At 71.6% G+C, this 26759-nt stretch carries 28 protein-coding genes and 5 tRNA genes; 9 read left to right on the top strand and 24 right to left on the bottom strand.

Annotation, left to right across the window (positions count from 1 at the left end; translation table 11 throughout):
* Window positions 1-115 precede the first annotated feature (115 nt).
* The 10 genes from ruvB to pgsA form a co-directional block, all read right to left on the bottom strand.
* Entirely contained in the window at window positions 116-1186 is a 1071-nt protein-coding gene (ruvB, locus tag IE260_RS31100) for a Holliday junction branch migration DNA helicase RuvB (protein ID WP_189877902.1), read from the bottom strand.
* A gap of 25 nt (window positions 1187-1211) precedes the next feature.
* Window positions 1212-1817: a Holliday junction branch migration protein RuvA gene (gene ruvA, locus IE260_RS31095; protein ID WP_189877900.1), complete on the bottom strand. Its 606-nt coding sequence runs from the start codon at window positions 1815-1817 to the stop codon at window positions 1212-1214.
* Complete coding sequence (ruvC, locus tag IE260_RS31090; RefSeq protein ID WP_189877898.1) at window positions 1814-2380, bottom strand: crossover junction endodeoxyribonuclease RuvC; 567 nt, start codon at window positions 2378-2380, stop codon at window positions 1814-1816. Before ruvC ends, ruvA begins: the two co-directional genes overlap by 4 nt.
* Window positions 2381-2582: 202 nt before the next feature.
* Entirely contained in the window at window positions 2583-3335 is a 753-nt protein-coding gene (locus tag IE260_RS31085; protein WP_189877896.1) for a YebC/PmpR family DNA-binding transcriptional regulator, read from the bottom strand.
* A gap of 47 nt (window positions 3336-3382) precedes the next feature.
* Window positions 3383-3988 (bottom strand): pyridoxal 5'-phosphate synthase glutaminase subunit PdxT, encoded by a 606-nt coding sequence (pdxT, locus tag IE260_RS31080; RefSeq protein WP_189877894.1) that lies wholly within the window; start codon window positions 3986-3988, stop codon window positions 3383-3385.
* A gap of 5 nt (window positions 3989-3993) precedes the next feature.
* The gene (gene pdxS / locus IE260_RS31075) at window positions 3994-4905 is read right to left on the bottom strand and encodes a pyridoxal 5'-phosphate synthase lyase subunit PdxS (RefSeq protein ID WP_122214951.1); all 912 of its coding nucleotides are present in this window, start codon (window positions 4903-4905) and stop codon (window positions 3994-3996) included.
* Between the two features lie 114 nt (window positions 4906-5019).
* Complete coding sequence (locus tag IE260_RS31070) at window positions 5020-5562, bottom strand: LemA family protein (RefSeq protein WP_189877892.1); 543 nt, start codon at window positions 5560-5562, stop codon at window positions 5020-5022.
* Window positions 5563-5692: 130 nt separating this feature from the next.
* On the bottom strand, window positions 5693-6856 hold the full coding sequence (locus IE260_RS31065; protein ID WP_189877890.1) for a glycosyltransferase family 4 protein: 1164 nt from the start codon (window positions 6854-6856) through the stop codon (window positions 5693-5695).
* Entirely contained in the window at window positions 6853-7782 is a 930-nt protein-coding gene (locus IE260_RS31060) for a phosphatidylinositol mannoside acyltransferase (protein ID WP_189877887.1), read from the bottom strand. The genes IE260_RS31065 and IE260_RS31060 overlap by 4 nt, the downstream gene beginning before the upstream one ends.
* Window positions 7779-8507, bottom strand: a complete 729-nt coding sequence (gene pgsA, locus IE260_RS31055; RefSeq protein ID WP_189877885.1) for a phosphatidylinositol phosphate synthase — start codon at window positions 8505-8507, stop codon at window positions 7779-7781. The genes IE260_RS31060 and pgsA overlap by 4 nt, the downstream gene beginning before the upstream one ends.
* 205 nt (window positions 8508-8712) lie before the next feature.
* On the opposite strand from pgsA, the gene IE260_RS31050 reads away from it, so the two are divergent.
* Both IE260_RS31050 and IE260_RS31045 read left to right on the top strand, forming a co-directional pair.
* Window positions 8713-10911: an elongation factor G-like protein EF-G2 gene (locus IE260_RS31050; protein ID WP_189877883.1), complete on the top strand. Its 2199-nt coding sequence runs from the start codon at window positions 8713-8715 to the stop codon at window positions 10909-10911.
* A 310-nt stretch (window positions 10912-11221) separates the two neighbouring features.
* Window positions 11222-12883: an AbeC-like domain-containing protein gene (locus tag IE260_RS31045; RefSeq protein ID WP_189877881.1), complete on the top strand. Its 1662-nt coding sequence runs from the start codon at window positions 11222-11224 to the stop codon at window positions 12881-12883.
* 140 nt (window positions 12884-13023) lie between these two features.
* On the opposite strand, the gene IE260_RS31040 is transcribed toward IE260_RS31045, so the two are convergent.
* From IE260_RS31040 to IE260_RS31025, 4 genes are all read right to left on the bottom strand, one after another.
* Window positions 13024-13572, bottom strand: a complete 549-nt coding sequence (locus IE260_RS31040; protein ID WP_189877879.1) for an HIT family protein — start codon at window positions 13570-13572, stop codon at window positions 13024-13026.
* 75 nt (window positions 13573-13647) lie between these two features.
* Window positions 13648-15627 (bottom strand): threonine--tRNA ligase, encoded by a 1980-nt coding sequence (gene thrS, locus IE260_RS31035; protein WP_189877877.1) that lies wholly within the window; start codon window positions 15625-15627, stop codon window positions 13648-13650.
* Between the two features lie 90 nt (window positions 15628-15717).
* Entirely contained in the window at window positions 15718-16938 is a 1221-nt protein-coding gene (locus IE260_RS31030; RefSeq protein WP_189877875.1) for a hypothetical protein, read from the bottom strand.
* Entirely contained in the window at window positions 16935-17501 is a 567-nt protein-coding gene (locus tag IE260_RS31025) for a DUF4365 domain-containing protein (RefSeq protein WP_189877873.1), read from the bottom strand. The genes IE260_RS31030 and IE260_RS31025 overlap by 4 nt, the downstream gene beginning before the upstream one ends.
* Before the next feature lie 171 nt (window positions 17502-17672).
* Between IE260_RS31025 and IE260_RS31020 the strand changes: the two genes are divergently transcribed.
* Complete coding sequence (locus tag IE260_RS31020) at window positions 17673-18401, top strand: 3'-5' exonuclease (protein WP_189877871.1); 729 nt, start codon at window positions 17673-17675, stop codon at window positions 18399-18401.
* Between the two features lie 72 nt (window positions 18402-18473).
* On the opposite strand, the gene IE260_RS31015 is transcribed toward IE260_RS31020, so the two are convergent.
* The 5 genes from IE260_RS31015 to IE260_RS30995 all read right to left on the bottom strand — a co-directional run bounded on the left by IE260_RS31015 (window position 18474) and on the right by IE260_RS30995 (window position 20452).
* A tRNA-Val gene (locus IE260_RS31015) sits at window positions 18474-18545 on the bottom strand.
* A 39-nt stretch (window positions 18546-18584) separates the two neighbouring features.
* Window positions 18585-19031: an SRPBCC family protein gene (locus IE260_RS31010; RefSeq protein WP_189877869.1), complete on the bottom strand. Its 447-nt coding sequence runs from the start codon at window positions 19029-19031 to the stop codon at window positions 18585-18587.
* Window positions 19032-19071: 40 nt separating this feature from the next.
* Window positions 19072-19560: an extracellular solute-binding protein gene (locus IE260_RS31005; protein ID WP_308434710.1), complete on the bottom strand. Its 489-nt coding sequence runs from the start codon at window positions 19558-19560 to the stop codon at window positions 19072-19074.
* Between the two features lie 268 nt (window positions 19561-19828).
* Window positions 19829-19900, bottom strand: a tRNA-Val gene (locus tag IE260_RS31000).
* A gap of 99 nt (window positions 19901-19999) precedes the next feature.
* Complete coding sequence (locus tag IE260_RS30995; RefSeq protein WP_189877867.1) at window positions 20000-20452, bottom strand: TIGR02611 family protein; 453 nt, start codon at window positions 20450-20452, stop codon at window positions 20000-20002.
* 191 nt (window positions 20453-20643) lie between these two features.
* On the opposite strand from IE260_RS30995, the gene IE260_RS30990 reads away from it, so the two are divergent.
* Entirely contained in the window at window positions 20644-21057 is a 414-nt protein-coding gene (locus tag IE260_RS30990) for an SsgA family sporulation/cell division regulator (RefSeq protein WP_004002642.1), read from the top strand.
* 368 nt (window positions 21058-21425) lie between these two features.
* Window positions 21426-21986: a CGNR zinc finger domain-containing protein gene (locus tag IE260_RS30985; protein WP_189877865.1), complete on the top strand. Its 561-nt coding sequence runs from the start codon at window positions 21426-21428 to the stop codon at window positions 21984-21986.
* Between the two features lie 62 nt (window positions 21987-22048).
* On the opposite strand, the gene IE260_RS30980 is transcribed toward IE260_RS30985, so the two are convergent.
* Window positions 22049-22228 carry a hypothetical protein gene (locus IE260_RS30980; protein ID WP_188180602.1) on the bottom strand — a complete coding sequence of 60 codons (180 nt, stop codon included), beginning with the start codon at window positions 22226-22228 and terminating at the stop codon, window positions 22049-22051.
* Between the two features lie 167 nt (window positions 22229-22395).
* Window positions 22396-22836 (bottom strand): hypothetical protein, encoded by a 441-nt coding sequence (locus tag IE260_RS30975; RefSeq protein ID WP_189877967.1) that lies wholly within the window; start codon window positions 22834-22836, stop codon window positions 22396-22398.
* A 205-nt stretch (window positions 22837-23041) separates the two neighbouring features.
* Here IE260_RS30975 and IE260_RS30970 point away from each other — a divergent pair, with 205 nt between their 5' ends.
* Window positions 23042-23563 carry a DsbA family protein gene (locus IE260_RS30970; protein WP_189877863.1) on the top strand — a complete coding sequence of 174 codons (522 nt, stop codon included), beginning with the start codon at window positions 23042-23044 and terminating at the stop codon, window positions 23561-23563.
* Window positions 23564-23570: 7 nt separating this feature from the next.
* On the opposite strand, the gene IE260_RS30965 is transcribed toward IE260_RS30970, so the two are convergent.
* Genes IE260_RS30965 through IE260_RS30955 form a run of 3 tightly spaced genes read right to left on the bottom strand, consistent with a single transcriptional unit; the run spans window position 23571 to window position 26316 of the window.
* Complete coding sequence (locus IE260_RS30965) at window positions 23571-24395, bottom strand: GNAT family N-acetyltransferase (RefSeq protein ID WP_189877861.1); 825 nt, start codon at window positions 24393-24395, stop codon at window positions 23571-23573.
* Window positions 24396-24445: 50 nt separating this feature from the next.
* Window positions 24446-25267 (bottom strand): aminotransferase class IV, encoded by an 822-nt coding sequence (locus tag IE260_RS30960; protein ID WP_189877860.1) that lies wholly within the window; start codon window positions 25265-25267, stop codon window positions 24446-24448.
* Window positions 25264-26316, bottom strand: coding sequence for a chorismate-binding protein (locus IE260_RS30955; protein ID WP_189877858.1), 1053 nt, complete (start codon window positions 26314-26316; stop codon window positions 25264-25266). The genes IE260_RS30960 and IE260_RS30955 overlap by 4 nt, the downstream gene beginning before the upstream one ends.
* 178 nt (window positions 26317-26494) lie before the next feature.
* On the opposite strand from IE260_RS30955, the gene IE260_RS30950 reads away from it, so the two are divergent.
* From IE260_RS30950 to IE260_RS30940, 3 genes are all read left to right on the top strand, one after another.
* Window positions 26495-26567: transfer RNA gene (locus tag IE260_RS30950), tRNA-Gly, on the top strand.
* Between the two features lie 38 nt (window positions 26568-26605).
* Window positions 26606-26679, top strand: a tRNA-Cys gene (locus tag IE260_RS30945).
* A 1-nt stretch (window position 26680) separates the two neighbouring features.
* Window positions 26681-26752, top strand: a tRNA-Val gene (locus IE260_RS30940).
* Window positions 26753-26759 lie beyond the last annotated feature (7 nt).

Raw genomic sequence — 26759 nt, 5'->3', positions numbered from 1 at the left:
CACCGCCGACAGGGGCGGCATCGGCGGAGTCTAAGCGAGTCCGCGCGCATGGAACAACGCTCAGCATGGCACCAGGGTTCCTGGTCCTGCCAGTGTGCTCGCCGCGACGGCCGCGTCACGCCCCGAACAAGTCCTGTTGTCCGTTTCCCGCAGTCTGCGCGCGCGGCGGTGTGAGGCCGAGATGCGCCCATGCGGCCGGTGTCGCGACCCGTCCGCGCGGGGTACGGGCGAGCAGGCCCTCCCGGACGAGGAACGGCTCGGCGACCTCCTCGACGGTCTCCCGCTCCTCCCCCACCGCGACCGCGAGGGTGGACAGGCCGACGGGTCCGCCGCCGAACAGCTTCAGCAGGGCCTCCAGCACGGCCCGGTCCAGGCGGTCCAGGCCACGGGCGTCGACCTCGTACACCGCGAGGGCGGCCGCGGCGATCTCCTGGGTGATCAGGCCGTCGGCCTTGACCTGGGCGTAGTCACGGACCCGGCGCAGCAGGCGGTTGGCGATGCGCGGCGTGCCGCGGGAGCGGCCGGCGATCTCCGCCGCACCGTCGGTGTCGATCTCGACGTCCAGCAGGCCCGCCGAACGGTGGACGACCCGCTCCAGCTCGGCCGGGCCGTAGAACTCCATGTGCGCCGTGAAGCCGAAGCGGTCGCGCAGCGGGGGCGGCAGCAGGCCGGCCCGGGTGGTGGCGCCGACCAGGGTGAACGGCGGCAGCTCCAGCGGGATGGCGGTGGCGCCGGGGCCCTTGCCGACGATGACGTCGACACGGAAGTCCTCCATGGCCATGTAGAGCATCTCCTCGGCGGGCCGCGACATGCGGTGGATCTCGTCGAGGAAGAGGACCTCGCCCTCCTGGAGGGAGGACAGGATCGACGCGAGGTCGCCGGCGTGCTGGATGGCGGGGCCGGAGGTGATGCGGATGGGGGCACCCATCTCGGCCGCGATGATCATGGAGAGGGTGGTCTTGCCCAGGCCGGGGGCGCCGGAGAGGAGTACGTGGTCGGCGGTGGCGCCACGCGCGCGTGCGGCGCGCAGGACGAGGTCGAGCTGCTCGCGGACCTTTTCCTGGCCGATGAACTCGCCGAGGTCCTTGGGGCGCAGAGCCGCCTCGACGGCCTGGTCCTCTCCGTCGGCGACGGAGCCCACCAGCCGCTCGCCGGCGCCGTTGTCGGTCGGGTCGTCCCAGTTCATGTGATGTGCCTCGGGGTGTGGTCGGTCAGCGGGCTCGGTTCAGGGTCTGCAGGGCCGCCTTGAGCAGTTGGCCCACCTGCGGCGTGCCGCCGGCGGCTTCCGCCTGGGGGGCCACGGCGGAGACGGCTTCGTCGGCCTCCCGGGTCGCGTACCCGAGGCCGATCAGGGCGGCGTGCAGCTGGTCGCGCCAGCCGGCACCGACCGGTGCGCCGACGGCCGGTGCGCCGACGGGCTCGCCGAGGCGGTCCTTCAGCTCCAGCAGCAGTTTCTGGGCGCCCTTCTTGCCGATGCCCGGCACGGCGGTCAGCGCCTTCTCGTCTGCGGTCGACACCGCCCGGCGCAGCGCGTCCGGGGTGTGCACGGCCAGCATCGCCTGGGCGAGGCGGGGGCCGACGCCGCTGGCGGTCTGCAGCAGCTCGAAGACCTGGCGCTCGTCGTCGTCCGCGAAGCCGTACAGCGTCAGGGAGTCCTCGCGCACGACGAGGGACGTGGCGAGCTTGGCGGGCTTGCCGACGCGGAGCGTGGACAGCGTGTTCGGCGTGCACTGGACGGCCATGCCGACACCGCCCACCTCGACCACCGCGGCGTCGGGAGCGAGGGCGGCGACCGTGCCGCTGACGAAGGCGATCATGCCGTACGGCCTTTCGATGCTTGCGGGGCCCGCGGGGCCTGCGGGGCTTTCGGTGCGTGCAGGGCCACGGCCTGCTGGAGCCGGTTCTGCGCGGGGGCGCGCCAGATGTGGCAGATGGCGAGCGCGAGGGCGTCGGCGGCGTCGGCGGGCTTGGGGGGCGCGGCGAGTCGCAGCAGGCGGGTGACCATGGCGCCCACCTGGGCCTTGTCGGCGCGTCCGCTGCCGGTGACGGCGGCCTTGACCTCGCTCGGGGTGTGCAGGGCGACGGGGATGCCGCGGCGGGAGGCGCACAGGATGGCGACGGCGCTGGCCTGGGCGGTGCCCATGACCGTGCGCACGTTGTGCTGACTGAAGACGCGCTCCACGGCGACGAACTCCGGGCGGTGCTCGTCGAGCCACCGCTCGATGCCCTCCTCGACGGCGACGAGGCGGTGCCCGAGATCGGCGTCCGCGGGGGTGCGCACCACGCCCACGCCGAGCATGGTGAGCGGTCGCCCGGCGACCCCCTCGACGACGCCGACACCGCAGCGGGTCAGGCCCGGGTCCACCCCCAGTACGCGCACGCGCCCCTCCCCTCTGCGCGGCTGATCCGCCGCCGCCCTCGCGGACCTGGCTGATCGCCGTCGGGGTTCCTCGATCGATGGTCGAGGTCCGCGGACGGTGATCTCTGACGTCCGCCAGGCTATCCGCTGCCACTGACAGGAGCGGCGGGCCGGTGAGGAGGTGTCCCCACCGGCCCGCCGGAACCGCCGTTGCCGCTCGGCGTTACGCGTCGACCTTCTCCATGATCTCGTCGCTGACGTCGAAGTTGGCGAAGACGTTCTGCACGTCGTCGCTGTCCTCGAGCGCGTCGATCAGCTTGAAGATCTTCTTGGCGCCCTCCTCGTCCAGCTCGACCTGCATGGTCGGGACGAAGTTGGCGTCGGCGGACTCGTAGTCGATGCCGGCGTCCTGGAGGGCGGAGCGGACCGCGACCAGGTCGGTGGCCTCGCTGATGACCTCGAAGCTCTCGCCGAGGTCGTTGACCTCCTCGGCGCCCGCCTCCAGGACCGCGCCGAGCACGTCGTCCTCGGACAGCTCGCCCTTGGGGACGATGACGACACCCTTGCGGTTGAACAGGTACGACACCGAGCCCGGGTCGGCCATGGAGCCGCCGTTGCGGGTCATGGCGACGCGGACGTCGGAGGCGGCGCGGTTGCGGTTGTCGGTGAGGCACTCGATGAGCACCGCGACGCCGTTGGGACCGTAGCCCTCGTACATGATCGTCTCGTAGTCGGCGCCGCCGGCCTCGAGGCCCGCGCCGCGCTTGACCGCGGAGTCGATGTTCTTGTTGGGGACCGACTGCTTCTTGGCCTTCTGGATGGCGTCGTACAGCGTCGGATTGCCGTCGGGGTCGGCGCCGCCCATCCGGGCCGCGACCTCGATGTTCTTGATCAGCTTCGCGAAGAGCTTGCCGCGCTTGGCATCGATGACGGCCTTCTTGTGCTTCGTCGTGGCCCATTTAGAGTGGCCGGACATCTGCCTGTCTCCTTCGCGTAACCCGTCTTTGTACGAACGCAGAGATCCTACAAGGACTCCGCCGCGCCGTACGCGCGCACCATGTCGGCGAAGAAGCGGTGCACACGGTGATCGCCGGTCAGTTCCGGATGGAACGAGGTGGCCAGCGCGTTGCCCTGGCGGACCGCGACGATGTGGCCGTCGTGCTCGGCGAGCACCTCGGCCGCGGCACCCACGGACTCCACCCAGGGGGCGCGGATGAAGACGCCCTCCACAGGATCACCCGTGATGCCCTTCACGTCGAGCGCGGCCTCGAAGGACTCGTTCTGCCGCCCGAAGGCGTTGCGGCGCACGATCATGTCGATGCCGCCGACGGTCTCCTGGCCGGAGCGCGGGTCGAGGATCTTGTCGGCCAGCATGATCATGCCCGCGCAGGTGCCGTAGACGGGCATGCCGTCGCGCACGCGCGCGCGGAGGGGGTCCATCACTCCGAAGAGGACGGCCAGCTTGGAGATGGTGGTGGACTCGCCGCCGGGCAGGACCAGTCCGTCCACCTCGGCGAGTTCTTCGGGGCGCCTGACCGGCCTGGCCACGGCATCGGCCGCGGCCAGGGCGACGAGGTGCTCCCGGACGTCGCCCTGGAGGGCCAGGACGCCGATGACAGGAGTGCTCATGGTGCTTACCAGCCGCGGTTGGCGTAGCGCTCGGTCTCGGGGAGGGTGTCGCAGTTGATGCCGACCATGGCCTCGCCGAGGTTGCGGGACGCGTCCGCGATGATCTTGGGGTCGTCGTAGAAGGTGGTCGCCTTCACGATGGCGGCGGCGCGCTTGGCCGGGTCGCCGGACTTGAAGATGCCGGAGCCGACGAAGACGCCCTCGGCGCCGAGCTGCCGCATGAGCGCGGCGTCGGCCGGGGTGGCGACGCCACCGGCGGAGAAGAGGACCACGGGGAGCTTGCCCAGCTCGGCGACCTCCTTGACCAGCTCGTACGGGGCGCGCAGCTCCTTGGCGGCGGCGTACAGCTCGTGGTTGTCGTAGCCGCGCAGACGGGCGATCTCGTTCTTGATCTGGCGCAGGTGACGGACGGCCTCGACGACGTTGCCGGTGCCGGCCTCGCCCTTGGAGCGGATCATCGCCGCGCCCTCGGCGATGCGGCGCAGGGCCTCACCGAGGTTGGTGGCACCGCAGACGAAGGGGGTGGTGAACGCCCACTTGTCCGAGTGGTTGACCTCGTCGGCCGGGGTGAGGACCTCGGACTCGTCGATGTAGTCGACGCCGAGGGACTGCAGGACCTGGGCCTCGACGAAGTGGCCGATGCGGGACTTGGCCATCACCGGGATGGAGACGGCGTCGATGATGCCCTCGATCATGTCCGGGTCGGACATGCGGGCCACGCCGCCGTCCTTGCGGATGTCGGCCGGGACCCGCTCCAGGGCCATGACCGCGACGGCGCCCGCGTCCTCGGCGATCTTCGCCTGCTCCGGCGTGACGACGTCCATGATCACGCCGCCCTTGAGCTGCTCGGCCATGCCGCGCTTCACGCGGGCGGTGCCGGTCTCGGGAGCCTGGTTTTCGGAGAGCGTGCTGGACACGGATGACCTCACTGAAGGGAAGGACGATTTCTTCAGCACTGAGGAAACGTGAACGGACCAGGCCACAGCAAGGGCCAATGAGAAGGCTGTGGCTCCTTTTCGCGCGGCGGCGGGTCAGGCCGCCCGGTCCACCAGCGCCGCCGGCGGCTCGTCGTCCATCTCGAACGCCAGCGGGAAGGGCGCGTGCCCGGCCAGCCGGAACCAGCGCACCTTGCGGTGCTCGCGCAGACGGCGGGCCGCACCCACGGCGTCGTTGTGGAAACGCCGGGCCATCGGGACGCGCCGTACGGCCTCGGTCAGCTCGTGGGCCGCTTCCTCTCCCCCGGGCGCCTCACGGAGGCCGTCCACCTGCTGCGGATCCGCGAACACGGCGCGCAGGGCCTGGGTCAGCTCGCTCTCGGCGACCTCACGCTGCTCCTCCTCGGCCTGGCGGGCGGCGTGGGCGGCCTCGTACAGCACGATCGAGGCGGCCGGATCGAGCACGCCCGAGGTGGCCAGTTCCTGTGCCACGGAGGCCCTGCGCAGCAACTGTGCGTCCAGGGCGGCCCGGGCGGCGTCGATCCTGGCGTGCAGCCGGTCCAGCCGCCCGGCCGTCCAGCTCAGGTACAGGCCGATCGCGACGAGGACGACAAGGATCCAGATCAGGGTTGCGGTCACGGGCGGCAAGGCTACCGGGGCGCGCCGCCGGGTCGGCCGGGTCCCTCGGTGACCGTCGCCGGGGCTGCCGCCCCCGGCCCCGGCTTCGGCCTGAACGGCCTCGTCCTCGAACGCCGGACGGGCTCGCCGGTCAGTCCCGGGCCAGTCCCAGGCGGGCCCTCAGGCCCGTCGCGCGGTCGTCCGTGGCCACCGCCGCCGCGCCCGCCGTCACCGTCTCGTAGACCGACATGATGTCCGCCCCGACCGTGGACCAGTCGAAGCGCCGGACGTGGCTGCTGCCCCGCTCGCGCAGCCCGGCCCGCCGCTCCGGGTCCGCCAGCAGCCGTACGGCCGCGTCGGCGAGGGCGTCGGCGTCCTCGTTGGGGAACAGCTCGCCCGCCGCTCCCTGGTCGAGGACCTGGGCGAAGGCGTCCAGGTCGGAGGCGAGCACGGGAGCGCCCGCCGACATGGCCTCGACCAGGATGATCCCGAAGCTCTCGCCGCCGGTGTTGGGCGCCACGTACAGGTCGACGCTGCGCAGGAAGCGCGCCTTCTCCTCGTCGCTGACCATGCCGAGGAACTCCACCCGGGAGCGCAGCTCGGCGGGCAGTGAGGCCACCGCCTCCTTCTCGTCCCCGCGCCCGGCGACCAGCAGCCGGGTCTGCGGGCGCGCGGCGAGGATCTTCGGCAGGGCCCTCATCAGTACCGGCAGGCCCTTGCGGGGCTCGTCGATGCGCCCGACGAAGCCGATCGTGTCGCCCTGCCACTCGGGCTTGGGGGCGGCCTCGGCGAAGAAGTCGACGTCGACCCCGTTGGGGATCACGACGGCGTCCCCGCCGAGGTGCTCCACGAGGGTGCGGCGGGCGTACTCGCTCACCGCGATGCGCGCGCTGATCTTCTCCAGGGCGGCCTGGAGGATGGAGTACGCGGCGATCATCGCGCGGGAGCGCGGGTTGGACGTGTGGAAGGTGGCCACGATCGGGCCCTGCGCCGCCCAGCAGGCCAGCAGGCCGAGCGACGGCGAGGTCGGCTCGTGGATGTGGATGACGTCGAACGCGCCGTCGTGCAGCCAGCGCCGCACCCGGGCCGCCGACAGGAAGCCGAAGTTCAGCCGGGCCACCGAGCCGTTGTACGGCACCGGCACCGCGCGCCCGGCGGAGACGACGTACGGCGGCAGCGGCGTCTCGTCGTCGGCGGGCGCGAGGACGGACACCTCGTGGCCGAGGCGGATGAAGTACTCGGCGAGGTCGCGGATGTGGAACTGGACGCCCCCCGGCACGTCCCAGGAGTACGGGCAGACGATGCCGATCCTCACGAGGCGTCCTGCCGGGGGTGCGACGGGGCCTTGGCCGGGTCGAGGTCCTTCAGCCACAGGCGTTGCAGCATGTGCCAGTCCTCCGGATGGTCGGCGATACCCGAGGCGAAGGCATCGGCCAGCGCCTGTGTCATGACGGACGTCTTTTCGCGCCGCGTACCTGACTGGGGTACTTCGACCGGCGGATGCACACGGCCCTGCATGACGGGCGAGTCGTCGTACCAGAGGGTGACCGGCAGCAGCAGCGCGCCGGTCTGCTGGGCCAGCAGGGCCGGGCCGGCGGGCATCCGGGCCGTCTCCCCGAAGAACTCGACCTCCACGCCGGAGGCGGACAGGTCCCGGTCGGCGACCAGGCACACCAGGCCGCCGTCACGCAGCCGCCGGGCCAGCGTGCCGAAGGCCGTGCCGCCGCTGTGCGGCAGGACCTCCATGCCGAGGCCCTCGCGGTAGGCGACGAAACGGTCGTAGAGGGTCTCCGGCTTGAGCCGCTCGGCGACCGTCGTGAAGGGGATTCCCAGCGCGGTGGTGACCCAGGCGCCGGCCAGGTCCCAGTTGGCCAGGTGGGGCAGGGCCAGGACGACGCCCTTGCCCGCGGCCAGGCCCTCGGTCAGGTAGTGCAGGTCCTTCGCGGCGAAGCCCGTCCGGATGCGCTCGCTGCTCCAGGCGGGCAGCCGGAAGGATTCCATCCAGTAGCGCAGGTACGACCGCATGCCCGCGCGCGAGAGCGCGGCGAGCTGCTGCGGGCTCGCGTCCGGCAGCACGCGTGCGTAGTTGCTCTCCAGCCGCCTGACGCCCGTGCCGCGCTGCTTCCAGGCGAGGTCGGCGACGGTGCGGCCGAGCCGTGCGGCGACCGGTTCGGGGAGTCTCTTCACAGTGCTCCAGCCGGCACCGTAGAGCGCGTCGGACAGCCGCTCCTGGATGCTCACTTGGCCGCCTCGCTCCCCCGGGTCTCCTGCCCGGCCGCCGCCTCCGCCTCGGCGGACTCCCGGCGGACGGTGACGACGCGCTGGATCAGCGTGACGAGGCTGCCGACGGCGACGATCCACAGGGCGATCGGCAGGAGGTACTGGATGCCGGGCACGCCGAACTTGTGCAGCCCGGCGAATCCGGCCGCCACCAGGGAGACGACCAGGCGCTCGGCCCGCTCGACCAGCCCGTTGACGGCGACCGGCAGGCCGATCGACTCGCCGCGCGCCTTGGTGTACGACACCACCTGGCCGCTGGCCAGGCAGAAGATCGAAACGGCGCACAGGACGTTGTCGTTCCCGCCCCCCGCGTACCACAGGGCGAAACCGCCGAAGACGGCGCCGTCGGCCACCCGGTCGAGCGTGGAGTCCAGGAAGGCGCCCCAGCGGCTGGAGCGGCCGAGCTGGCGGGCCATGTTGCCGTCGACGAGGTCGGAGAACACGAACAGCGTGATCACGACCGTGCCCCAGAAGAACTCGCCCATGGGGTAGAAGACCAGCGCCCCCGCGACCACACCGGCGGTGCCGATGAGCGTGACCGTGTCCGGGCTCACGCCCCGGCGGATGAGAAACGCGGCGAACGGTGTGAGGACACGCGTGAAAAATGCACGCGCGTACTTGTTCAGCATGGCCTTCCCGACGGTCGGTGTGGCCGCGTGGCCCCTGCTGGCCACCGGCTGGCCCATCGTAGCCACGCGCGCGGGTGGGTGACGGCCGGGACCCGGAGCCCCGGCCCGGTGCCGGCGGGCGGCGAGATCGGGTCGTTCGTATGGACGCAGCGTGACGGGAGTGGAAAGCTCGAAGGACCGCGGGCGTCGCCGGAGCCGCCAGTGCACGCGGTCCCGCGTGTCCGCGCCCACAGTGACCTCACCGTCCACGGGAGGCAAGGACATGGGCGACAAGGCACACACCCACCCCGGAGCCGCCGGCAGGGCACAGGCGGCCGACCATCCCGCGTCCGTACGGAATGTGGTGCTGGTCGGCCACTCCGGATCGGGCAAGACGACTCTGGTGGAGGCTCTCGCCCTGACGGCGGGGGCACTGAACCGGGCCGGCCGTGTGGAGGACGGCGGCTGCGTCTCCGACTACGACGAGATAGAGCACCGGCAGCAACGCTCCGTGCAGCTCTCCCTGGTGCCCGTCGAATGGGACGGCATCAAGATCAACCTCCTGGACACCCCCGGATACGCCGACTTCGTCGGTGAGCTCAGGGCCGGTCTGCGGGCGGCGGACGCGGCCCTCTTCGTCGTCTCCGCCTCCGACGGGGTGGACGGCTCGACCCGCATGGTGTGGGAGGAGTGCGCGGCCGTGGGCATGCCACGCGCCATCGTCGTCACACACCTGGAAGCGGCCCGCGCCGACTTCGAGGAGATGACCCGGATCTGCGCGGAGGCCTTCGGCGGGGACGACCCCGACGCCGTGCTCCCGCTGTACCTGCCGCTGCACGGCCCGCAGGCACCCGACGGACACGCGCCCGTGACGGGTCTCATCGGGCTGCTGTCGCAGAAGCTGTTCGACTACTCCTCCGGCGAGCGCAAGGAGTCCGAGCCGGGCGAGGACCAGCTGCCCCTGATCGAGGAGGCCCGCAACCGGCTGATCGAGGGGATCATCTCGGAGAGCGAGGACGAGACCCTCATGGACCGCTACCTCGGCGGCGAGCAGGTCGACGTCAAGACGCTGATCCAGGATCTGGAACGGGCCGTCGTGCGCGGGGCGTTCTTCCCCGTCCTGGCCGCCGCTCCCGCGGCCGAGGGCGCCCGGCAGGGGCTGGGCACGGTCGAACTGCTGGAGCTGGTCACCCGCGGCTTCCCGACACCGCTGGAGCGTGAGGCGCCCCAGGTGACCACGCCCGACGGCAGGCCGCGCGAGCTGAGGATGTGCGATCCCGGCGAGTCGCTGGTCGCGGAGGTCGTGAAGACCTCCTCCGACCCGTACGTCGGCCGGATCTCGCTGATCCGCGTCTTCTCCGGCACCCTGCGCGCCGACCAGACGGTGCACGTCTCCGGGCACGGGCTGGCCGACCGCGGCCACGAGGACCACGACGTCGACGAACGGATCGGCGCCCTGTCCACACCGTTCGGCAAACAGCAGCGCCCGGTCAGCCACGTCATCGCGGGCGACCTGGCGTGCGTGGCGAAGCTGAGCCGTGCGGAGACCGGCGACACCCTCTCCGCCAAGGACGACCCGCTGCTGATGGCACCGTGGGAGATGCCCGACCCGCTGCTGCCGCTGGCCATCCAGGCGCACAGCAAACCGGACGAGGACAAGCTCTCCCAGGGCCTGGCCCGGCTGGTCGCCGAGGACCCGACGATGAAGCTGGAGCAGAACCAGGACACCCACCAGGTGGTCCTGTGGTGCCTGGGCGAGGCCCACGCGGACGTGGCCCTGGAGCGGCTGCGCAGCCGGTACGGCGTCCAGGTCGACGTCGTTCCGCACAAGGTGTCGCTGCGCGAGACCTTCGGGAACAAGGCCGCCGGACGGGGCCGGCACGTCAAGCAGTCCGGCGGACACGGGCAGTACGCCATCTGCGAGATCGAGGTGGAGCCGCTGCCCGGCGGCTCGGGCATCGAGTTCGTGGACAAGGTGGTCGGCGGCGCCGTGCCGCGGCAGTTCATCCCCTCGGTCGAGAAGGGCGTCCGGGCACAGGCCGCCAAGGGCGTGGCCGCGGGCCATCCCCTGATCGACGTCCGGGTCACGCTGCTGGACGGCAAGGCGCACTCGGTGGACTCCTCCGACGCCGCCTTCCAGACGGCCGGCGCGCTGGCTCTGCGGGAGGCGGCGGCCGACGCGAAGATCCACCTCCTGGAGCCGGTGGCCGAGGTGAGCGTGCTGGTCGGCGACGACTACGTGGGCGCGGTGATGAGCGACCTGTCGGGCCGCCGCGGCCGGGTGCTCGGTACCGAGCAGACCCCCGGCGGGCGCACCCTCGTACGGGCGGAGGTCCCGGAGATCGAGATCGGCCGGTACTCGGTGGACCTGCGCTCCCTCTCGCACGGCACGGCGCGCTTCAACCGCCGGTACGCGCGGCACGAACCGATGCCGCCGCAGATCGCGGAGCGGCTGCGCGAGGAGGCGCGGGCCGCGTCGTAGGGCTCGTCGGGGCGCCGGCGCGGAGTCCGTCCGCGCCGGCGCCCCGCCGGATTACGGGCCACACGCCCAACTCGCCCGGCCGGCATGGGTGTTGCCCGCGCCGGCCGCCCGACTCCGCCGCGACCGGGCGCCGTTGCGTCGCGGCGCGCGCCGTCGCGTCGCGGCGCCGCCCCGCGCGCGGGAGGGCACTTTCGGGCGTCCGGCGACGCGTGTCCGTGGCTGCGGATACGCTGATGACCTGATCAACAGGTGTGCGGGACAGGGAAGTCGGGAAGGCCGCAAGCGACAGTGGTGGCGATCGGGGGCGGGAATGACCGTTGACGGCGGTTACGCGGACTTCTTCGGTCCACAGGTGCCGCGTACGGGCGACGAGGGCCAGACGGCGACCTTCGCCCTGGCCTCGGCGGCGTACCGGGACAACCCGATGGAGGAGATCAAGAAGGCCGACAACGAGTGGCACCAGTCCGAGGTCAAGGCGGGCCGCAGCTGGGCGACGATCTTCCGGCCCAACCTGGGCGAGGCGTTCTCCCGCGCGGTGGTGGACCGCATGCTGGGCAGCGACCGCAAGCCCCTCATCCAGTCCTTCGGCACCGAGCCGCAGGTGGTCGTCGAGCACTGTCTGGCCGCCAACCGCATCCGCAAGGAGCGCGACGGCCGGCTGACCGCCGTCATGGTGGTGTGCGGTCTGCTGTTCCTGCCCGGCCTGCTGGTCTGGCTGCTCGCCTTCCAGATCCGCAGCACCGTCTCCAAGGCGGACAACAAGCAGGCCGGCGCGCTCGCCACCGCCGTACTCGTCGCGGTCGGCGCGCTGGCCGTGCTGTTCCTCGTCAAGATGCCCTTCACCGGTTTCTGGGCCTGGTACGCGCGCGCCGCCGTCCTGATGCCCGTCGTCGGCTGGTTCCTGGCCCGGCGGATCTGCGAGCGCACCGCCAGGGACCTGCGGGAGCGCTGGGACAGCCTCCTGTCGGGCAGCAGCGTCGGCGCCAAGGTCCCCGAGGCGGTCCCCAGCAATCCGGGAGAGACCGCGGCCGAGCAGCTGCGCCAGTCCCTGGCCAGGCTCGGCGCCGAGCAGCAGTCGAACTCCGTCTTCTACGCCGGCCCCAAGGGCATCCTCGGCATGGGCACGCGCTGGGGCAGCTGGCAGCTCGCCGAGGAACTGGTGCCCGCCGACCCCTCGCGGGAGATCCACCCCTTCCGCAGCTGGGACGTCGTACGGTCCATCCACGACCAGCTGCGGATGCTGGAGCGCGGACCGCTGAACACCGGCGGCTTCCCCAAGCCGTCCATACGGCACTGGGTCGTGACGCCGATCGGGGAGAACGCCAAGGCGGTGTCGCGCCCGGAGGGCACGGACGTCGAGGCCTACCAGGTCAAGTCGCACGCGATACAGGACATCTGCAACAAGCAGCAGTTCGGCGCCGGTGACCGGCACTACCTGGGCGTCCAGTGGACCCTGTGGGACGGGCAGCTGGTCATCACGATGCTGATCACGGTGACGGTGCTGCACGCGACCCTGCGCATCGAGGTCACCGGCCACGCCCTGGGCCCGGTGAACCCCCTCTTCACGACCAAACCGGAGGCCCCCTCGAAGGAGGTCGCCAAGTCGTTCAAGCCGTGGGAGACGCGCAAGGTGATGCTCCCGCTGGTCACCACGAACGAGGTGGTACGGCTCGCCGTCCGCGCCCCGCTCACCTGGTATCCGCCGCTGCTGAACTGGCTCGGCGGCACGATAGGGCTGCCCGAGCCGTTCGGCCTGCGGCACGCGTGGGCCGACCAGCCCTGGCGGCACCGCTTCATGGCCGACGACGCGCTGCGCGCGGCGACGCCGGTGCTGCGGGTGGTGCACGCCGCGGCGATCCGGGTGCTGGAGGAGAACGGCGCGGACACCGAGAAGTTCGGGACGCGGTCGGCGTTCCTCAGCACGGCGGTGCAGGACCCGTCGCCGCGGAAGGCCGACGTCTACGACGCGTAGGCCCCTGGCGGTCGCGCTGAATGAGTGCGGGTCGGTCGGTGTGACCGCCGCCGGGGGCTGCGCCCAGACCCCGCCTCGGTCCGAACGGCCTCGTCCTCAATCGCCGGACGGGCTGATGATGCCGGCCTTCCGGCAGGAGGTCAGGCCGCCGGCCAGGCCTCCGCCAGCATCTTGCGGGTGTCGCCCAGCAGCTGCGGCAGCACCTTCGTGTGGCCGACGACCGGCATGAAGTTCGTGTCGCCGCCCCAGCGGGGCACGATGTGCTGGTGGAGGTGGGCGGCGATGCCCGCGCCGGCCACCGTGCCCTGGTTCATGCCGATGTTGAAGCCGTGGGCGCCGGAGGCCGTGCGCAGGGCCGTCATCGCCTGCTTGGTCAGCTCCGCGAGCTCGGCGGTCTCCGCATCGGTCAGGTCGGTGTAGTCCGCGACGTGGCGGTACGGCACGGTCATGAGGTGGCCGCCGTTGTACGGGTACAGGTTGAGCACCGCGTACACCTGCTCGCCGCGCCGGACGATCAGCCCGTCCTCGTCGGACTTGGCCGGGATCGAGCAGAAGGGGCACCCGTCGTCGGCCCCGGGGCCGCTCGGCTTGTTCTCGCCCTGGATGTAGGCCATCCGGTGGGGCGTCCACAGGCGCTGGAACGCGTCCTGCGTCCCCACTCCCAACTGCTGCTCCGGCTCACTCGTCATGCGTGCAGCATATGGCGTCGTGCCTGGGGACAGGGAAAGGCCCCCGGATCTCCCGGGGGCCTTCGCGCCGGTCGGTCAGACCTGCGCCCGCTCCTCGACGACCTTCGCGATCTTCGCGATGGCCTCGTCGACGGGGATGCCGTTCTCCTGCGAGCCGTCGCGGTAACGGAAGGAGACGGCGCCGTTCGCCATGTCCTCGTCGCCCGCGATGACCATGAAGGGCACCTTCTGCTTCTGGGCGTTGCGGATCTTCTTCTGCATCCGGTCGGAGGAGGCGTCCACCTCCACGCGCAGACCGGCCGCCCTGGCCTTCTCGGCGAACTCCCGCAGGTACGGCACGTGCGTGTCGCCGATCGGGATGCCGAGCGCCTGGACGGGCGCCAGCCATGCCGGGAAGGCGCCCGCGTAGTGCTCCAGGAGCACACCGAAGAAGCGCTCGATGGAGCCGAACAGCGCCCGGTGGATCATGACCGGCTGCTGGTGCGAGCCGTCCGCCGCCGTGTACTCCAGCCCGAACCGCTTGGGCTGGTTGAAGTCGACCTGGATGGTCGACATCTGCCAGGACCGGCCGATGGCGTCCTTGGCCTGGACGGAGATCTTCGGGCCGTAGTAGGCGGCACCGCCCGGGTCCGGGACCAGCGGCAGGTTCTGCTTCTCGGCGGCCAGGCGGAGCGCCTCCGTGGCCTCCTCCCAGTCCTCGTCCGAGCCGATGAACTTGTCGGAGTCGTCGCGGGTGGACAGCTCCAGCTCGAACTCGGTCAGGCCGTAGTCGCGCAGCAGGTCGAGCACGAAGGTCAGGAGCGTGTCCAGCTCCTCGGGCATCTGCTCCTTGGTGCAGTAGATGTGCGAGTCGTCCTGGGTGAAGCCGCGCGAGCGGGTCAGCCCGTGCACCACGCCCGACTTCTCGTACCGGTACACCGTCCCGAACTCGAACAGGCGCAGCGGCAGCTCACGGTAGGAGCGGCCCCGCGACTTGAAGATCAGGTTGTGCATCGGGCAGTTCATCGCCTTGAGGCGGTAGTTCTGCTCGTCGAACTGGATGGGCGGGAACATGCCCTCCGCGTAGTGCGGCAGGTGCCCGGAGATCTCGAAGAGGTGCTCCTTCGAGATGTGCGGGGTGTTCACGAACTCGTAGCCGGAGACCTCGTGCCGGCGGCGCGAGTAGTCCTCCATCACCTTGCGGATCACCCCGCCCTTGGGGTGGAACACCGCGAGGCCGGGGCCCAGCTCGTCGGGGAAGGAGAACAGGTCCAGCTCGGCGCCGAGCTTGCGGTGGTCGCGCTTCTCGGCCTCGGCCAGGAAGTCCAGGTGCGCCTTCAGCTCGTCCTTGGACGGCCAGGCGGTGCCGTAGATGCGCTGGAGCTGCGGGTTCTTCTCGCTGCCGCGCCAGTAGGCGGCGGCCGAGCGCATCAGCTTGAAGGCGGGGATGACACGGGTGGTCGGCAGGTGGGGACCGCGGCAGAGGTCCTTCCAGCACAGCTCGCCGGTCTTGGCGTCGAGGTTGTCGTAGATCGTCAGCTCGCCGGCACCGACCTCGGCGTCGGCGCCGTCGGCGGCCTGCCCGGCGGCGCCCTTGAGGCCGATCAGCTCCAGCTTGTACGGCTCGTCGGCCAGCTCGTCGCGGGCGGCCTCGTCGGTGACGACGCGGCGGGAGAAGCGCTGGCCGCGCTTCTGGATCTCCTGCATCTTCTTCTCGATGGCCTTGAGGTCATCGGGGTGGAAGGGCTTCTCGACGTCGAAGTCGTAGTAGAAGCCGTCCTTGATGGGCGGGCCGATGCCCAGCTTGGCCTCGGGGAACAGCTCCTGCACGGCCTGCGCCATGACGTGCGCGGTGGAGTGGCGCAGGATGTTCAGGCCGTCCTCGGAGGAGATCTCGACGCCCTCGACGGTCTCGCCGTCCTTGACCTCGTAGGCGAGGTCCTTGAGCTCGCCGGCCACGCGCGCGGCGACGATCGAGCGCTCGCCGGCGAAGAGCTCGGCGGCCGTAGTGCCCGTCGTCACCACGCGTTCTTCCCGCTCGGAATCGCGTTGGATGATCACACGGACGTCTGACACCGGTCTCTCCTGACTGAAGGTGGGTGCGGCGCCATACCGGAGCGCACGCATGAGGGCGATCGTACCGACCCCGGCCCGCCCACCGCGAAATCAGTCCCCTCCGCAGGCCTCCCCGAAGCAGTCGAGGTTCTCCTGCAGCGCCTTCATCAGCCGGTCCCGCTCGGCGTCGTCGACCTGCACCGGGACGACCTCGCGGGCACCGCTGAGCCTGCGGAAGCCGCCCCGGCTCTCCAGGCGGCCGTGCACGCGCACCGGCAGCCCGACGAGGTGTGCGTGGCCGGCGATCCGGTAGGAGTCCTCGTCCAGCGTGAGACGCACGTGCGGGACCTCGGCCCCGGCGAGCACCCGCAGCCGTACGGTGCCCACGCCGCGCGGCCCCGACCTGCGCATCCGTACCACCGTGCCCGTGATCCGCACCGGCACGGAGGGTTCCGCGCGCAGGTAGCGGGCGCCTGCCTCGCGCAGGACGGGCAGGTCGCCGGGCGAGAACTCGACGGGCTCGGCGAGGCCGGCGCAGCCCTCGGGGACCCCGGCGGCCGGTGCCCATGCGACGGCGATCCCTGCGCCTTCCGTACCGCGGACCAGGGCGACGAGCGCCTCGACGAGCTCGTGGCTGACGCCTGCCGCGACGGCCGAGTCGAAGGCGTCCATGCCGCCGGTGGCCCGCCGGTAGTCGACGGCCTCGCGCGCCGCGTACAGCGCCTGGTGGAGGCGTACGGCGAGGGCGCGGCCGCCGGCGACGGGCACGAACGCCGTCAGGCGCCGGCCGTCGGGGGCGGGGCCGACCAGGACGTTCTCCAGGGACGCGGCGGCGGCGCGGCGGTGCCGGGCGCCGTAGTAGCCCGCACGCGCGTGCGTGGCCAGCGCACCGGCGATGAGCATCCGGCGGGCGGCGCCGCGCAGCTCTTCCTCGGCGGTCCAGGGCGCGGTGTCGGCGGGCCCGGCCGGGGCGTCGCGCCACCAGCGGATCTCGTCGCTGGGTACGGCGAGGGAGACCAGGATCTCCCGGGCGGAGGGCGTGGCGCTGCGGGACAGGGCGAGCAGCGCCTCGCCCAGCAGGTCGTCGCTGTCGGGGAAGGCGCGGCTGACCGGCACCAGCAGACTCGTGGCACCGCCTCCCGGACCCGGCGGCGTCCAGCGGCCGTACCGCCCGGCGGCGCCACCGCGCCGCTGCCAGCCGTGCCGCTGCAGCAGGGTGGCGAGCACGGCCGGGTCGACGGCGTCGGGCTCGGGCGGGCGGCCGTCCCAGGCGGCGTCGACGGGATGCGGCCGGACGGCCCGCAGACGTTCGCCGGTCGGGCGGTGCGTCATGGTTTCCCTCCCGTCCCGACCCGCGTCATGATCTCGCACAACGCCCGGTCGTCGAATATGCGTGCGGTCGGTATCCGCACCGTCGTGCGGCGGCGGCCGGTGACCGGATGTCCGGCGAGGTTGGTCCAGTAGCAGCAGTGCCTGAGGTCGAGCCGGTCGTGCCCGGCACGCAGCCACTGGTCCCGCGACCTGGGGACGATCATCACGACCAGGATCTTGTGCACCGACACCGGCGTGCGGGCGAGCTTCGCCAGGTGCTCGTTGTCGAGCACGAAGGAGAAGGAGCGGCCCGGCGGGTTCGGCGGTATCTGATAGGTGGCCTTCAGCTGCACCTTGATGGTGACCTCGTCGTCGACGGTGTGCCCGGGCGCGCTGTGGCTGACGTGCCAGTCGATGCCGTTGTCCGGGAAGGGCTGCGACAGCGAGCAGCCCGCCGCGGCGGCGACCGCGTGCAGATATCCGACCTGCAACGTCTCCATGCAGGCGGTGGTGGCGAGGGAGCCGCGAGAGGGCGCCGTGCGCTCGGGCAGCAGCCCGCCCCGTTCGGGCTGCGTTATGGCCATGACCAACAGCCTTCCAGAACTGGTGTATCCCCGCTGCGGGCCGCTGAACTGCAAAGACCCGTACTCCTGTTGTGTCCTTCCGGCGTACGCCGCAAACAGCCCGGGTATCACCGAACCGGGACAGAAGACGGCGCGTCAGCTGCCGTGTGTGGACGAGGAGTTGGGTGCCTTATGACGTGCTGGTTCGAGGGGCCGCTGGCCGCCTTCGACACGGAGACCACGGGAGTGGACGTCGAGACCGACCGGATCGTGTCGGCCGCCCTCGTCGTGCAGGACGCCCCGGGCCTGCGCCCCCGCATCAGCCGCTGGCTGGTGAACCCGGGCGTGCCGGTGCCCGAGGCGGCGACGGCGGTGCACGGGCTGACGGAGGAGCATCTGCAGCGCAACGGCCGCTGGCCGGCTCCGGTGATGTACGAGATAGCCGAGGCGCTGGCCGAGCAGGCCGTCGCCGGGCGGCCGCTCGTGGTGATGAACGCGCCGTTCGATCTCACGCTGCTGGACCGGGAGTTGCGCCGGCACCGCGCCTCCTCCCTCGGACGCTGGCTGGAGCGGAGGTCCCTGCACGTCCTCGACCCGCGGGTGCTCGACAAGCACCTGGACCGCTACCGCAAGGGCCGCCGCACCCTCACCGACCTGTGCGCGCACTACGGCGTCGCCCTGGAGGGCGCGCACGACGCGGCGGCGGACGCCCAGGCCGCGCTGGAGGTCGTACGGGCGGTGGGGCGCCGTTTCGCGGGGCGGCTGGAGCGGCTCTCCCCCGCCGAGTTGCACACGTTGCAGGCCGTGTGGCACGCGGGGCAGGCGCGGGGACTGCAGGCGTGGTTCGCGCTCAACGGGAGCGAGGAGGCGGTGGACCCGGCCTGGCCGCTGCGGCCGGACCTGCCGGCGGCGGCCGCCTGAGCACACCGCCCGAGCGCGGGGGGCGCGCACACGAAGAAGCCGGCCCGTCGTGCGACGGACCGGCCTTCCCGGTGGGCGATACTGGGTTCGAACCAGTGACCTCTTCGGTGTGAACGAAGCGCTCTCCCACTGAGCTAATCGCCCGGGAACGCACTGAACAATACAGGTCCCGGCGCCTTTCCTTCAAACCGCTTCCAGACGGGTGCCGAGTCCGCGCCGCCCGGCCCGCATCATCAGCGTGTGGTTGGCCCTGAACACCGGCCTGCCCGGCAGGGCCAGCCGGCGCAGCAGCGGCTTGCGGACGTCGACCTCCTGGTCGTACCGGGCGAGGGCGCCGGTGCCCCGCGCGGTGATCGTCCAGCGCGCCCAGCCGTCGATGTCGCCGGACAGGGAAACCTCCAGGATCCCCGCGGCCGGATCGCGCGCCCGTTCCCGGAGGGTGCAGGTCAGGTCGTAGGGGACGAGCGAGCGGATCCGGACGATCCCGCTGGTGTCGTCGAGCCGGGTGACCTCGCGCACCTGGGGCCACCAGCGCGGGTAGTCCTCGATCCGCTCCAGGGCCCGGTACACGGCCGGCACGGGCGCGGGCAGGGTCCACAGACTGCGGAATCGGTAATGGTTCCAGTCCACGTGGGGAAGTGTGCCCACGCCCGCGCCCGTCACGTGCCGGCTACGGCATCCCGTCCCCCAGGAGTGCCAGGTCCTCGATGGCGGCGAGGCCGTGGACGGCGGTGTCGCGCCGACTCCCGGTAGCCCTCGGAGTCGTACGACTTCGCCCAGGCCCGCTCGGCGTCCCCGGTCTGCACGGCCGAGCAGCTGAAGTAGCCCGTGCCTCCGGCGCCTCGGTCTTGTCGTGGATCGTCTTGAGGGCCTTGACGTAGTCGCCCCAGGTCCGGCCCGGGTCCGCCTCGACGCTCAGACTGTCCGCGGCGGCCCGGGACTTGAGGTCCAGCGGGATGCCCCTCTTGTCGTACTTCCGAAGAAATCCGACGGCGTTCTGGAAAACGTCCGGGGGATTTCCGCCGGCGACCCGGGTCTGGCACGTCCCCCGGAAAGAGGCGCAGTCCTGAAAGTCCGTCTTGACTTTGATCTTCGGATACTTCTTCTCGAAGATCCTGATGGACTGATTGATCCGCTTAGCGCGTTCGTCGGCACCCACCGGGAGTAACGGATCGTCACCGTCCCGTCGGCCGCGGCGCCGCCGCTTTCCCACAGCCGGTCGTCGCGACCGGCCCGAGCGTGGCCGCGGAAGCCCCGGCCACCTTCAGGAGGCCTCCTCGGACATCTCACGGCTTTGTGAATCGTTTTGGGTAAGCGCTTGCTGGCACCAGCCGCGGAGAGCGACGACTTTGCCGGACGTCACGACCCCGGGGGCCACGAACGACGTCGGCCCACCTGCACTGTTGCAGATGGGCCGACGTTCCGGGTGGGCGATACTGGGTTCGAACCAGTGACCTCTTCGGTGTGAACGAAGCGCTCTCCCACTGAGCTAATCGCCCGGGCGCAGGAAGAACATTACCGCATGTCAGGGGGTCCCTGTGACCATGGGTGCGATCGGTGCGGGGGCGACGGCGCTCCGGCCGTCACCCCGGCGCGGATCACTGGTCCTCGATCTTCCAGGGCATCACGAAGCCGAACTTCCAGACGTAGAAGCCGACGAAAGCGGCGATGATCACGAGCCCGATCGTCGTGAGGATGATGTTCCGGCGCCGCACCTTGGGGTCGAGGGCACGCTGGGCCGCCTCGGTGACCTTGCGCTTGGTCCAGCGCAGGACCAACTGGGCCCAGACGAACTCGGTCGCCCAGATCGCCATGCCGCCGAAGATCACCACCCAGCCGGGGCCGGGCAGCGGCAGCATGATGACGCCGGCGACCACGACCGCGAGGCCGACGATGAAGACGCCGACCTGCCAGCTCAGGTGCAGCGCGCGGCGCGCCTTGATGAATTCAGGCGCGCGGGAGCCGAGTCCCTGCTCGCCCACCGCCCCGTCCGGCTTCGTCTCGTCCGACGCCAAAGCAACCTCGCCCGGCTCGCTACTCCCCGTATTCATACGCCCAAACCCTACCCGAGCCAAACGAGTCACCGGAATGGCCGCACCTTGACAACGATCTCTCGGCCAGACGAGTTACGTAAAGGCACGCAAAACACTCAGAGGGGTTTACAACGGCACCGTAGGTGGCATGTCGATTTCGCCGACGTGCGAATCCCCGAGCGCACACTGAGCGAAAGGCCCTGGCGCTTATGAACACCACGGTCAGCTGCGAGCTGCACCTGCGCCTCGTTGTGTCGAGCGAGTCCTCCCTGCCTGTCCCCGCAGGCCTGCGGTACGACACGGCCGACCCCTACGCCGTGCACGCCACCTTCCACACCGGAGCCGAGGAGACCGTCGAGTGGGTGTTCGCCCGCGACCTCCTCGCCGAAGGTCTCCACCGTCCCACCGGCACCGGCGACGTCCGCGTCTGGCCGTCGCGCAGCCACGGTCAGGGCGTCGTGTGCATCGCCCTCAGCTCCCCGGAGGGTGAGGCACTGCTCGAGGCCCCGGCGCGGGCCCTGGAGTCCTTCCTGAAGCGGACCGACGCCGCCGTGCCCCCCGGCACGGAACACCGGCATTTCGATTTGGATCAGGAGCTCTCGCACATCCTGGCGGAAAGCTAGGGGCGAGACCCCCGTGAAGCAGCCCGGCGCCGTCGACTCGGGGTGACGGCACGGGCCAGGACAACCGCATACGGCACATGCCGGCGCCGTCCCGCGGATCTCCGTGGGGCGGCGTCGGCACGCGTGCGCCCGGACGCACGGCCGTGCGCCGTTCCCTCCGGGGGAACCCTGGCCGACCGGGCACCGTTGTACCGGCAACCCGGGCTCGGCCACGTCGTCGCATCCCCGTCCGTCCGCCCGTGGGCGGGCGGGAATGTGACGACGGCGCCCAGCGGCCGTCATCGGACCCGGTCCGGCCGCGCCGGGAGCCACTACCATCGGCCAGCATCGGCGGGCGCCCGCCCGACCCCCAGGCCAGGGAGCGAAACGTGCTGATCACCCACGACACCCGGTGCGCCCTCGACACCGTGGTGGATCTGGTGAACACCGCACCGGAGGACGAATCGACACCGGACGCGCTGCCGGACGTCGCAGCCCTCGAGAATTTTGTGCGAACGCACGAAATCAGCGATGTCGGCGTGCTCTCGGAGTTCGATCTCTCGGCGGTGCGCAAGATCCGCGGACGCTTCGCCGCCGTCTTCGCGGCCCCCGACGCCCGTGCCGCCGCCGGACTGATCAACGAGCTGGTCGCCGCCGCGGGCACCACCCCCCGGCTCACCGACCACGACGGCTACGACTGGCACATCCACTACTTCGCGCCCGGCGCCTCCGTCGCCGACCACCTCGCCGCCGACTGCGGCATGGCCCTGGCCTTCTTCGTGGTCGCCGGGGAGCAGGAACGGCTGAGACGGTGCGAGGCCCCCGATTGCCGGCGCGCCTTCGTCGACCTCTCCCGCAACCGCTCCCGGCGCTACTGCGACAGCCGTACCTGCGGAAACCGGTTGCACGTGGCCGCCTACCGGGCGCGACGCAAGGAGGCCGCGGGCTGACGTCCGGCCCGCCTCCGGCGACGCGGTCCCCGGCGGGTGACGCCGGGGAGCGCGGGTACGGCTCACAGCAGCAGCAGATCGTGCAACGAAGCCATGAGCAGCAGACACCCGATCACCGCAAGGAAGATCATCAGCGGTGGCTGGGAAAGGGCGAAGAGGCAGCCGCGCGGTTCGTCCTGCGGTGGCGCGGTTTCGCTCTGTCTCGTGTCCAGCTGTGTGTCCAGCTGTGTCCTGTCCAGCATCTCGCCGGCGATGATGACGCAGTCCCCACGCCCTACGCGATCAACACGCCCGGTATGAGCGGGTGCTCGCCGTTTTCCTCGATGCTCGGTTCAGGTTGTGATCATTCCGGCGCGCCCTGTGACGACCAGGGACCGCTGTGTCGATTCAGTCCGCCCTGCTCGGGCCCTCAGATGCCGTGCTTCTTCAGGATGGCCTCGATGTCACTGAAGTCGTCCTCGCCCCGGGCCTTGCCCGCGGGCCGGGAGGCCGGGCGGGAGCCCGGGCCCAGGGACGGACCGGAGGCCGCCGGGACGACCGCCTCGCGCTCCGCGGCGCCGCGGGCGGCCGCCTTGCGCTCCTTGCGGGTGCCACCGCGGCGGCGCTCCACCGTGCGCGTGGTCAGGAACAGCAACCAGGACACGCCGAGCACGGCGAAGCCGGCCCACGCCGTGGGACTGAACGCGGTGTCGGCCAGCCACTCGACGACCCCGGTCATCACGAGGCCGACGGGGATCAGCGCATAGGCGGCGATGCGGGCCGCCGCCAGGAAGCGCCTGCGGTACGCGGTGACCGCCGCGATGCCCAAGCCGGCCGCGGACACCGCGGAGCAGACGGTCTCGGCAATCATCCGGTCCTCCAGGGTGGGCTCGGGCAGCGGGTACGGGTTTCGTCCCTTCCATCCTGCACCGTCCGAACCCCGCCGGGCCATGCGCCGGCCCGACATCAGGGAGATCTCCGGGGTCGTCTCCTCCCCAGGTGCCGGTGGTGGTCGTACGTCCGCACCGGGCGAGGTCCGGGTTGGGACGCCGGAGCCGGGCTGGGAGACTGGGGTCATGAGCGACTCCTCCCCCGTCCGTCCCGCCGCCGTCCTCGACGTCTGGTGCGAGCTCCAGTGCCCGGACTGCCACACCGCCCTGGACGACCTCAGGGCCCTGCGCGCCCGTTACGGCGACCGTCTGGAGCTGCGGCTGCGGCACTTCCCGCTCGAGAAGCACAAGCACGCCTTCGCCGCGGCGCAGGCCGCCGAGGAGGCCGTGGCCCAGGGGCGGGGCTGGCCGTACGTGGAGGCCGTGCTGGACCGCGTCGCGGAGCTGGACCGCAAGGGAGAGCCCCTCCTCGTCGAGGTGGCCCGGGAACTCGGACTGGACGCGGAGGAGTTCGACACGGCGCTGATCGACGGCCGGCACATCCTGATCGTGGACGCCGACCAGGCCGAGGGCAAGGCGATCGGCGTGACCGGCACCCCCACGTACGTGATCGGCGGCGAGCGGCTCGACGGCGGCAAGAGCCAGGAGGGGCTGCGCGAGCGCATCGAGGAGATCGCGGACCGGCTGCTGGCCGAGCGGGAGGTCTGACGGGCCGCTACACAAGCGGCTTGCAGTAGGTGGAGTGCAGGGTCTCGTAGCCGAGTGACTCGTAGAGACGCTCGGCCGCGGTGTTGCCCGCGAACACGTTGAGGCCGAGGACGCGTCGGCCGGCGGCGATGGCCTGGGTCTCCGCCAGCAGCATCAGCGTACGGCCGTGTCCGCGGCCCCGGTGGGCCGCGTCGACCTCGACGTCGAAGACGTACGCCTGGTCCTCGCGCAGCGCCAGCCACAGGACGCCGACCCGGGTGCCCTCGTGCTCCACCACGCTGAACAACATGTTCTCGGTGTCCAGCCCCCGCGGCAGCAGGGTCTCGTGGTCGCGCCGCGACTTGGCGTACGCCTCGGCCTCGGGCACGCCCCGCTCGATCCAGGAGCGCGCGTACTGCTCCGACTCGTGGGCCTGCCAGGCGTCGTACTCGGCCTGCGTCATGGGCCGGGCGCCGCTGCCCGCGGGGAGGGCCGGCGGGGTGTCGCCGAGCCGCTTGGCCATGCCGCGGTTGCGGCGGACGTAGCCGAGCGCCTGTACGAGGCGCACGGCCGCCTGCGCGTCGGCGGGGACCCGCGCCTCGATCCGCCGGCAGCCCCAGCCCCGTGCCACCTCCTCCGCGGCGAGCGCGGCCACCGTGCCCCGGCCGCGCCGGCGGTCGGGTTCGTCGATGCCCAGGTCGTGGATCACGGCCACGGAGTCGCCGAAGGCGGCGGAGGTGCCGAGGTGTATCGCACCGACGGGACGGCTGTTCACGCACACCTGGTAGCGGCGTGAACGCGTCCCGTCGGCCGCGCGCTGAAGCGGCTCGGTCGGCCGCAGGGTCGTGGTCATCACGGGTGTTCTACCCGCCGCGGACGCGGAGGGCAGCCGAATTTACGCGGTCACGGATCCAGGTCGTTCCCGGACCGCTCCTCGAAGATCCGCATGGCCTTGGCGGTCACCGGCCCCGGGGCGCCCGGCAGTTCGCGGTCGTCGATCCGGTGGACGGCCTGCACGTCCCGCAGCGTGGAGGTCAGGAAGACCTCGTCGGCCCGCTCCAGGGCGTCCATCGGCAGGTCGGTCTCGCGGGCGCCGGTCCACTCGACGACCAGAGCGCGGGTGATCCCCGCCAGGCAGCCCGAGGCGACCGGCGGCGTGTGGATCTCGCCGTCGAGCACGACGAAGACGTTGGACCCCGTCCCCTCGCACAGCTGCCCCACCGTGTTGCCGAACAGGGCCTCCGAGGCGCCCCGTTCACGGGCGCGGGCCAGCGCGACGACGTTCTCGGCGTACGAGGTCGTCTTCAGGCCCGTGAGCGCGCCGCGCTCGTTGCGGGTCCAGGGCACGGTGATCACGGCGGTGGAGTCGGGGCGGCGACCGGTCTCGCCGAGGGCGACCACCAGGGTCGGGCCGTGCTCGCCGCGGTCGGAACCGAGCGGTCCGTGGCCGCCGGTGTAGGTGATGCGCAGCCGGCCCAGCGGCACGGGGTTCGCCGCCAGGACGGCCTCGCAGGCACGGCGCACCTCGTCGAGATCAGGAGCGGGGAGCCCTAGACCACGGGCCGAACGGGTCAGCCGGTCGAGGTGCCGGGTCAGCGCGAACGGCTTGCCGTCCGCCGCCTTCACCGTCTCGAAGATGCCGTCGCCCACGGTCAGCCCGTGGTCGAAGACGGAGACGCGGGCGGACTCGATGTCCTGCAGCCCGCCGTCGAGCCAGATCTTCACGTCTGTAGTGCCTCTCCACTTCCGGTCACCTCGTACGCCCCCGACGCTACCGCGAGCAGCCGCGACGCCTTGAGCTCGGTCTCCCGCCACTCCCCCTCCGGGTCCGAGCCCCAGGTGATGCCGGCGCCGGTGCCGAACCGCAGCCGCCCCTCGGCCCGGTCGATCCAGAACGTACGGATGCCGACGGCCAGCTCCCCCACGCCGCGGTCGGCGTCGACCCACCCGATGCCACCGCAGTACGGTCCCCGGGGCGCGGTCTCCAGAGCGTCGATGATCCGCAGGGCACTCGACTTGGGAGCGCCCGTCACGGAACCCGGCGGGAAGGCGGCATCGAGCAGCTCCGCCCAGCCGGCGTCGTCGCGCAGTTCGCCGCGCACCGTCGACACCAGGTGCACGAGCCCCGGGTGCTTCTCGACGGCGCACAGGTCGGGCACGGTGACGCTCCCGGTGGCGCAGACCCGTCCGATGTCGTTGCGGACCAGGTCCACGATCATCACGTTCTCGGCGTAGTCCTTCTCCAGCAGGTCCTGCTCGGTACGCCCGGTGCCCTTGATCGGTCCGGACTCGACGACCCGTCCGTCGCGCCGCAGGAACAGCTCGGGAGAGGCGGTGGCCACCTCGACCCCGTGATCCGGCAGGCGAATCGTTCCCGCGTACGGCGCGGGGTTGCCGCGGGCCAGCAACGCGGTCAGGGCGTCCACGTCGGCGTCGGGGGCCGCGGGCGCCGACAGGACCCGGCACAGATTGGCCTGGTAGACCTCGCCGGCGGCGATGTGCGCGCGTATCCGGCGGACGGCTGCGGTGTACGCGGCGCGGTCGAGCGAGGACGTCCAGTCACCGACGCCCGGTCCGCGCCACGCGCCCGGCACGGGGGCGGGGACGGGCTCCGTCCGGACGCTCCCGAAGCGGGCGCAGGTCAGACGGCCTTCGAAGTCGGCGCACACGGCCCAGAAACCACGGGAGTCCAGGGCGGCGGGATCACTCGTGACGTCGAGGAGACCGGTCGCGAGACGGTCGCCGAAGCGGGCGAGGGGAGGGAGGTCGAGCACGTGGCCGAGTCTAGGCGGGGTGTCCCGGAGGTGACCCGAACGTGTCCTTCCGGAGGCCCTGACCACGTCCGCGCGCAGACGCACCGCAGCACGCTGCACAAACGCGTTTTTGTGCTGGCCCCGGAATCCGCTAGAGTTCAACACGTCGCCGGGACGCGCAAGCGGACCGAAACGACAGGCGGACGTAGCTCAGTTGGTAGAGCGCAACCTTGCCAAGGTTGAGGTCGCGAGTTCGAGCCTCGTCGTCCGCTCGCAGGAACAGGGGATCCACCCGATCCCCTACACTCCTGGTGGAGTGGCCGAGAGGCGAGGCAACGGCCTGCAAAGCCGTCTACACGGGTTCAAATCCCGTCTCCACCTCCAAGGACGATTAGCTCAGCGGGAGAGCGCTTCCCTGACACGGAAGAGGTCACTGGTTCAATCCCAGTATCGTCCACTGGTCC

This window comes from Streptomyces viridiviolaceus (genome assembly GCF_014650995.1).
Taxonomy (GTDB): Bacteria; Actinomycetota; Actinomycetes; order Streptomycetales; family Streptomycetaceae; genus Streptomyces; species Streptomyces viridiviolaceus.
Note: the sequence above shows the minus strand (reverse complement) of the source record. Positions and strands in the feature narration are given on the sequence as shown.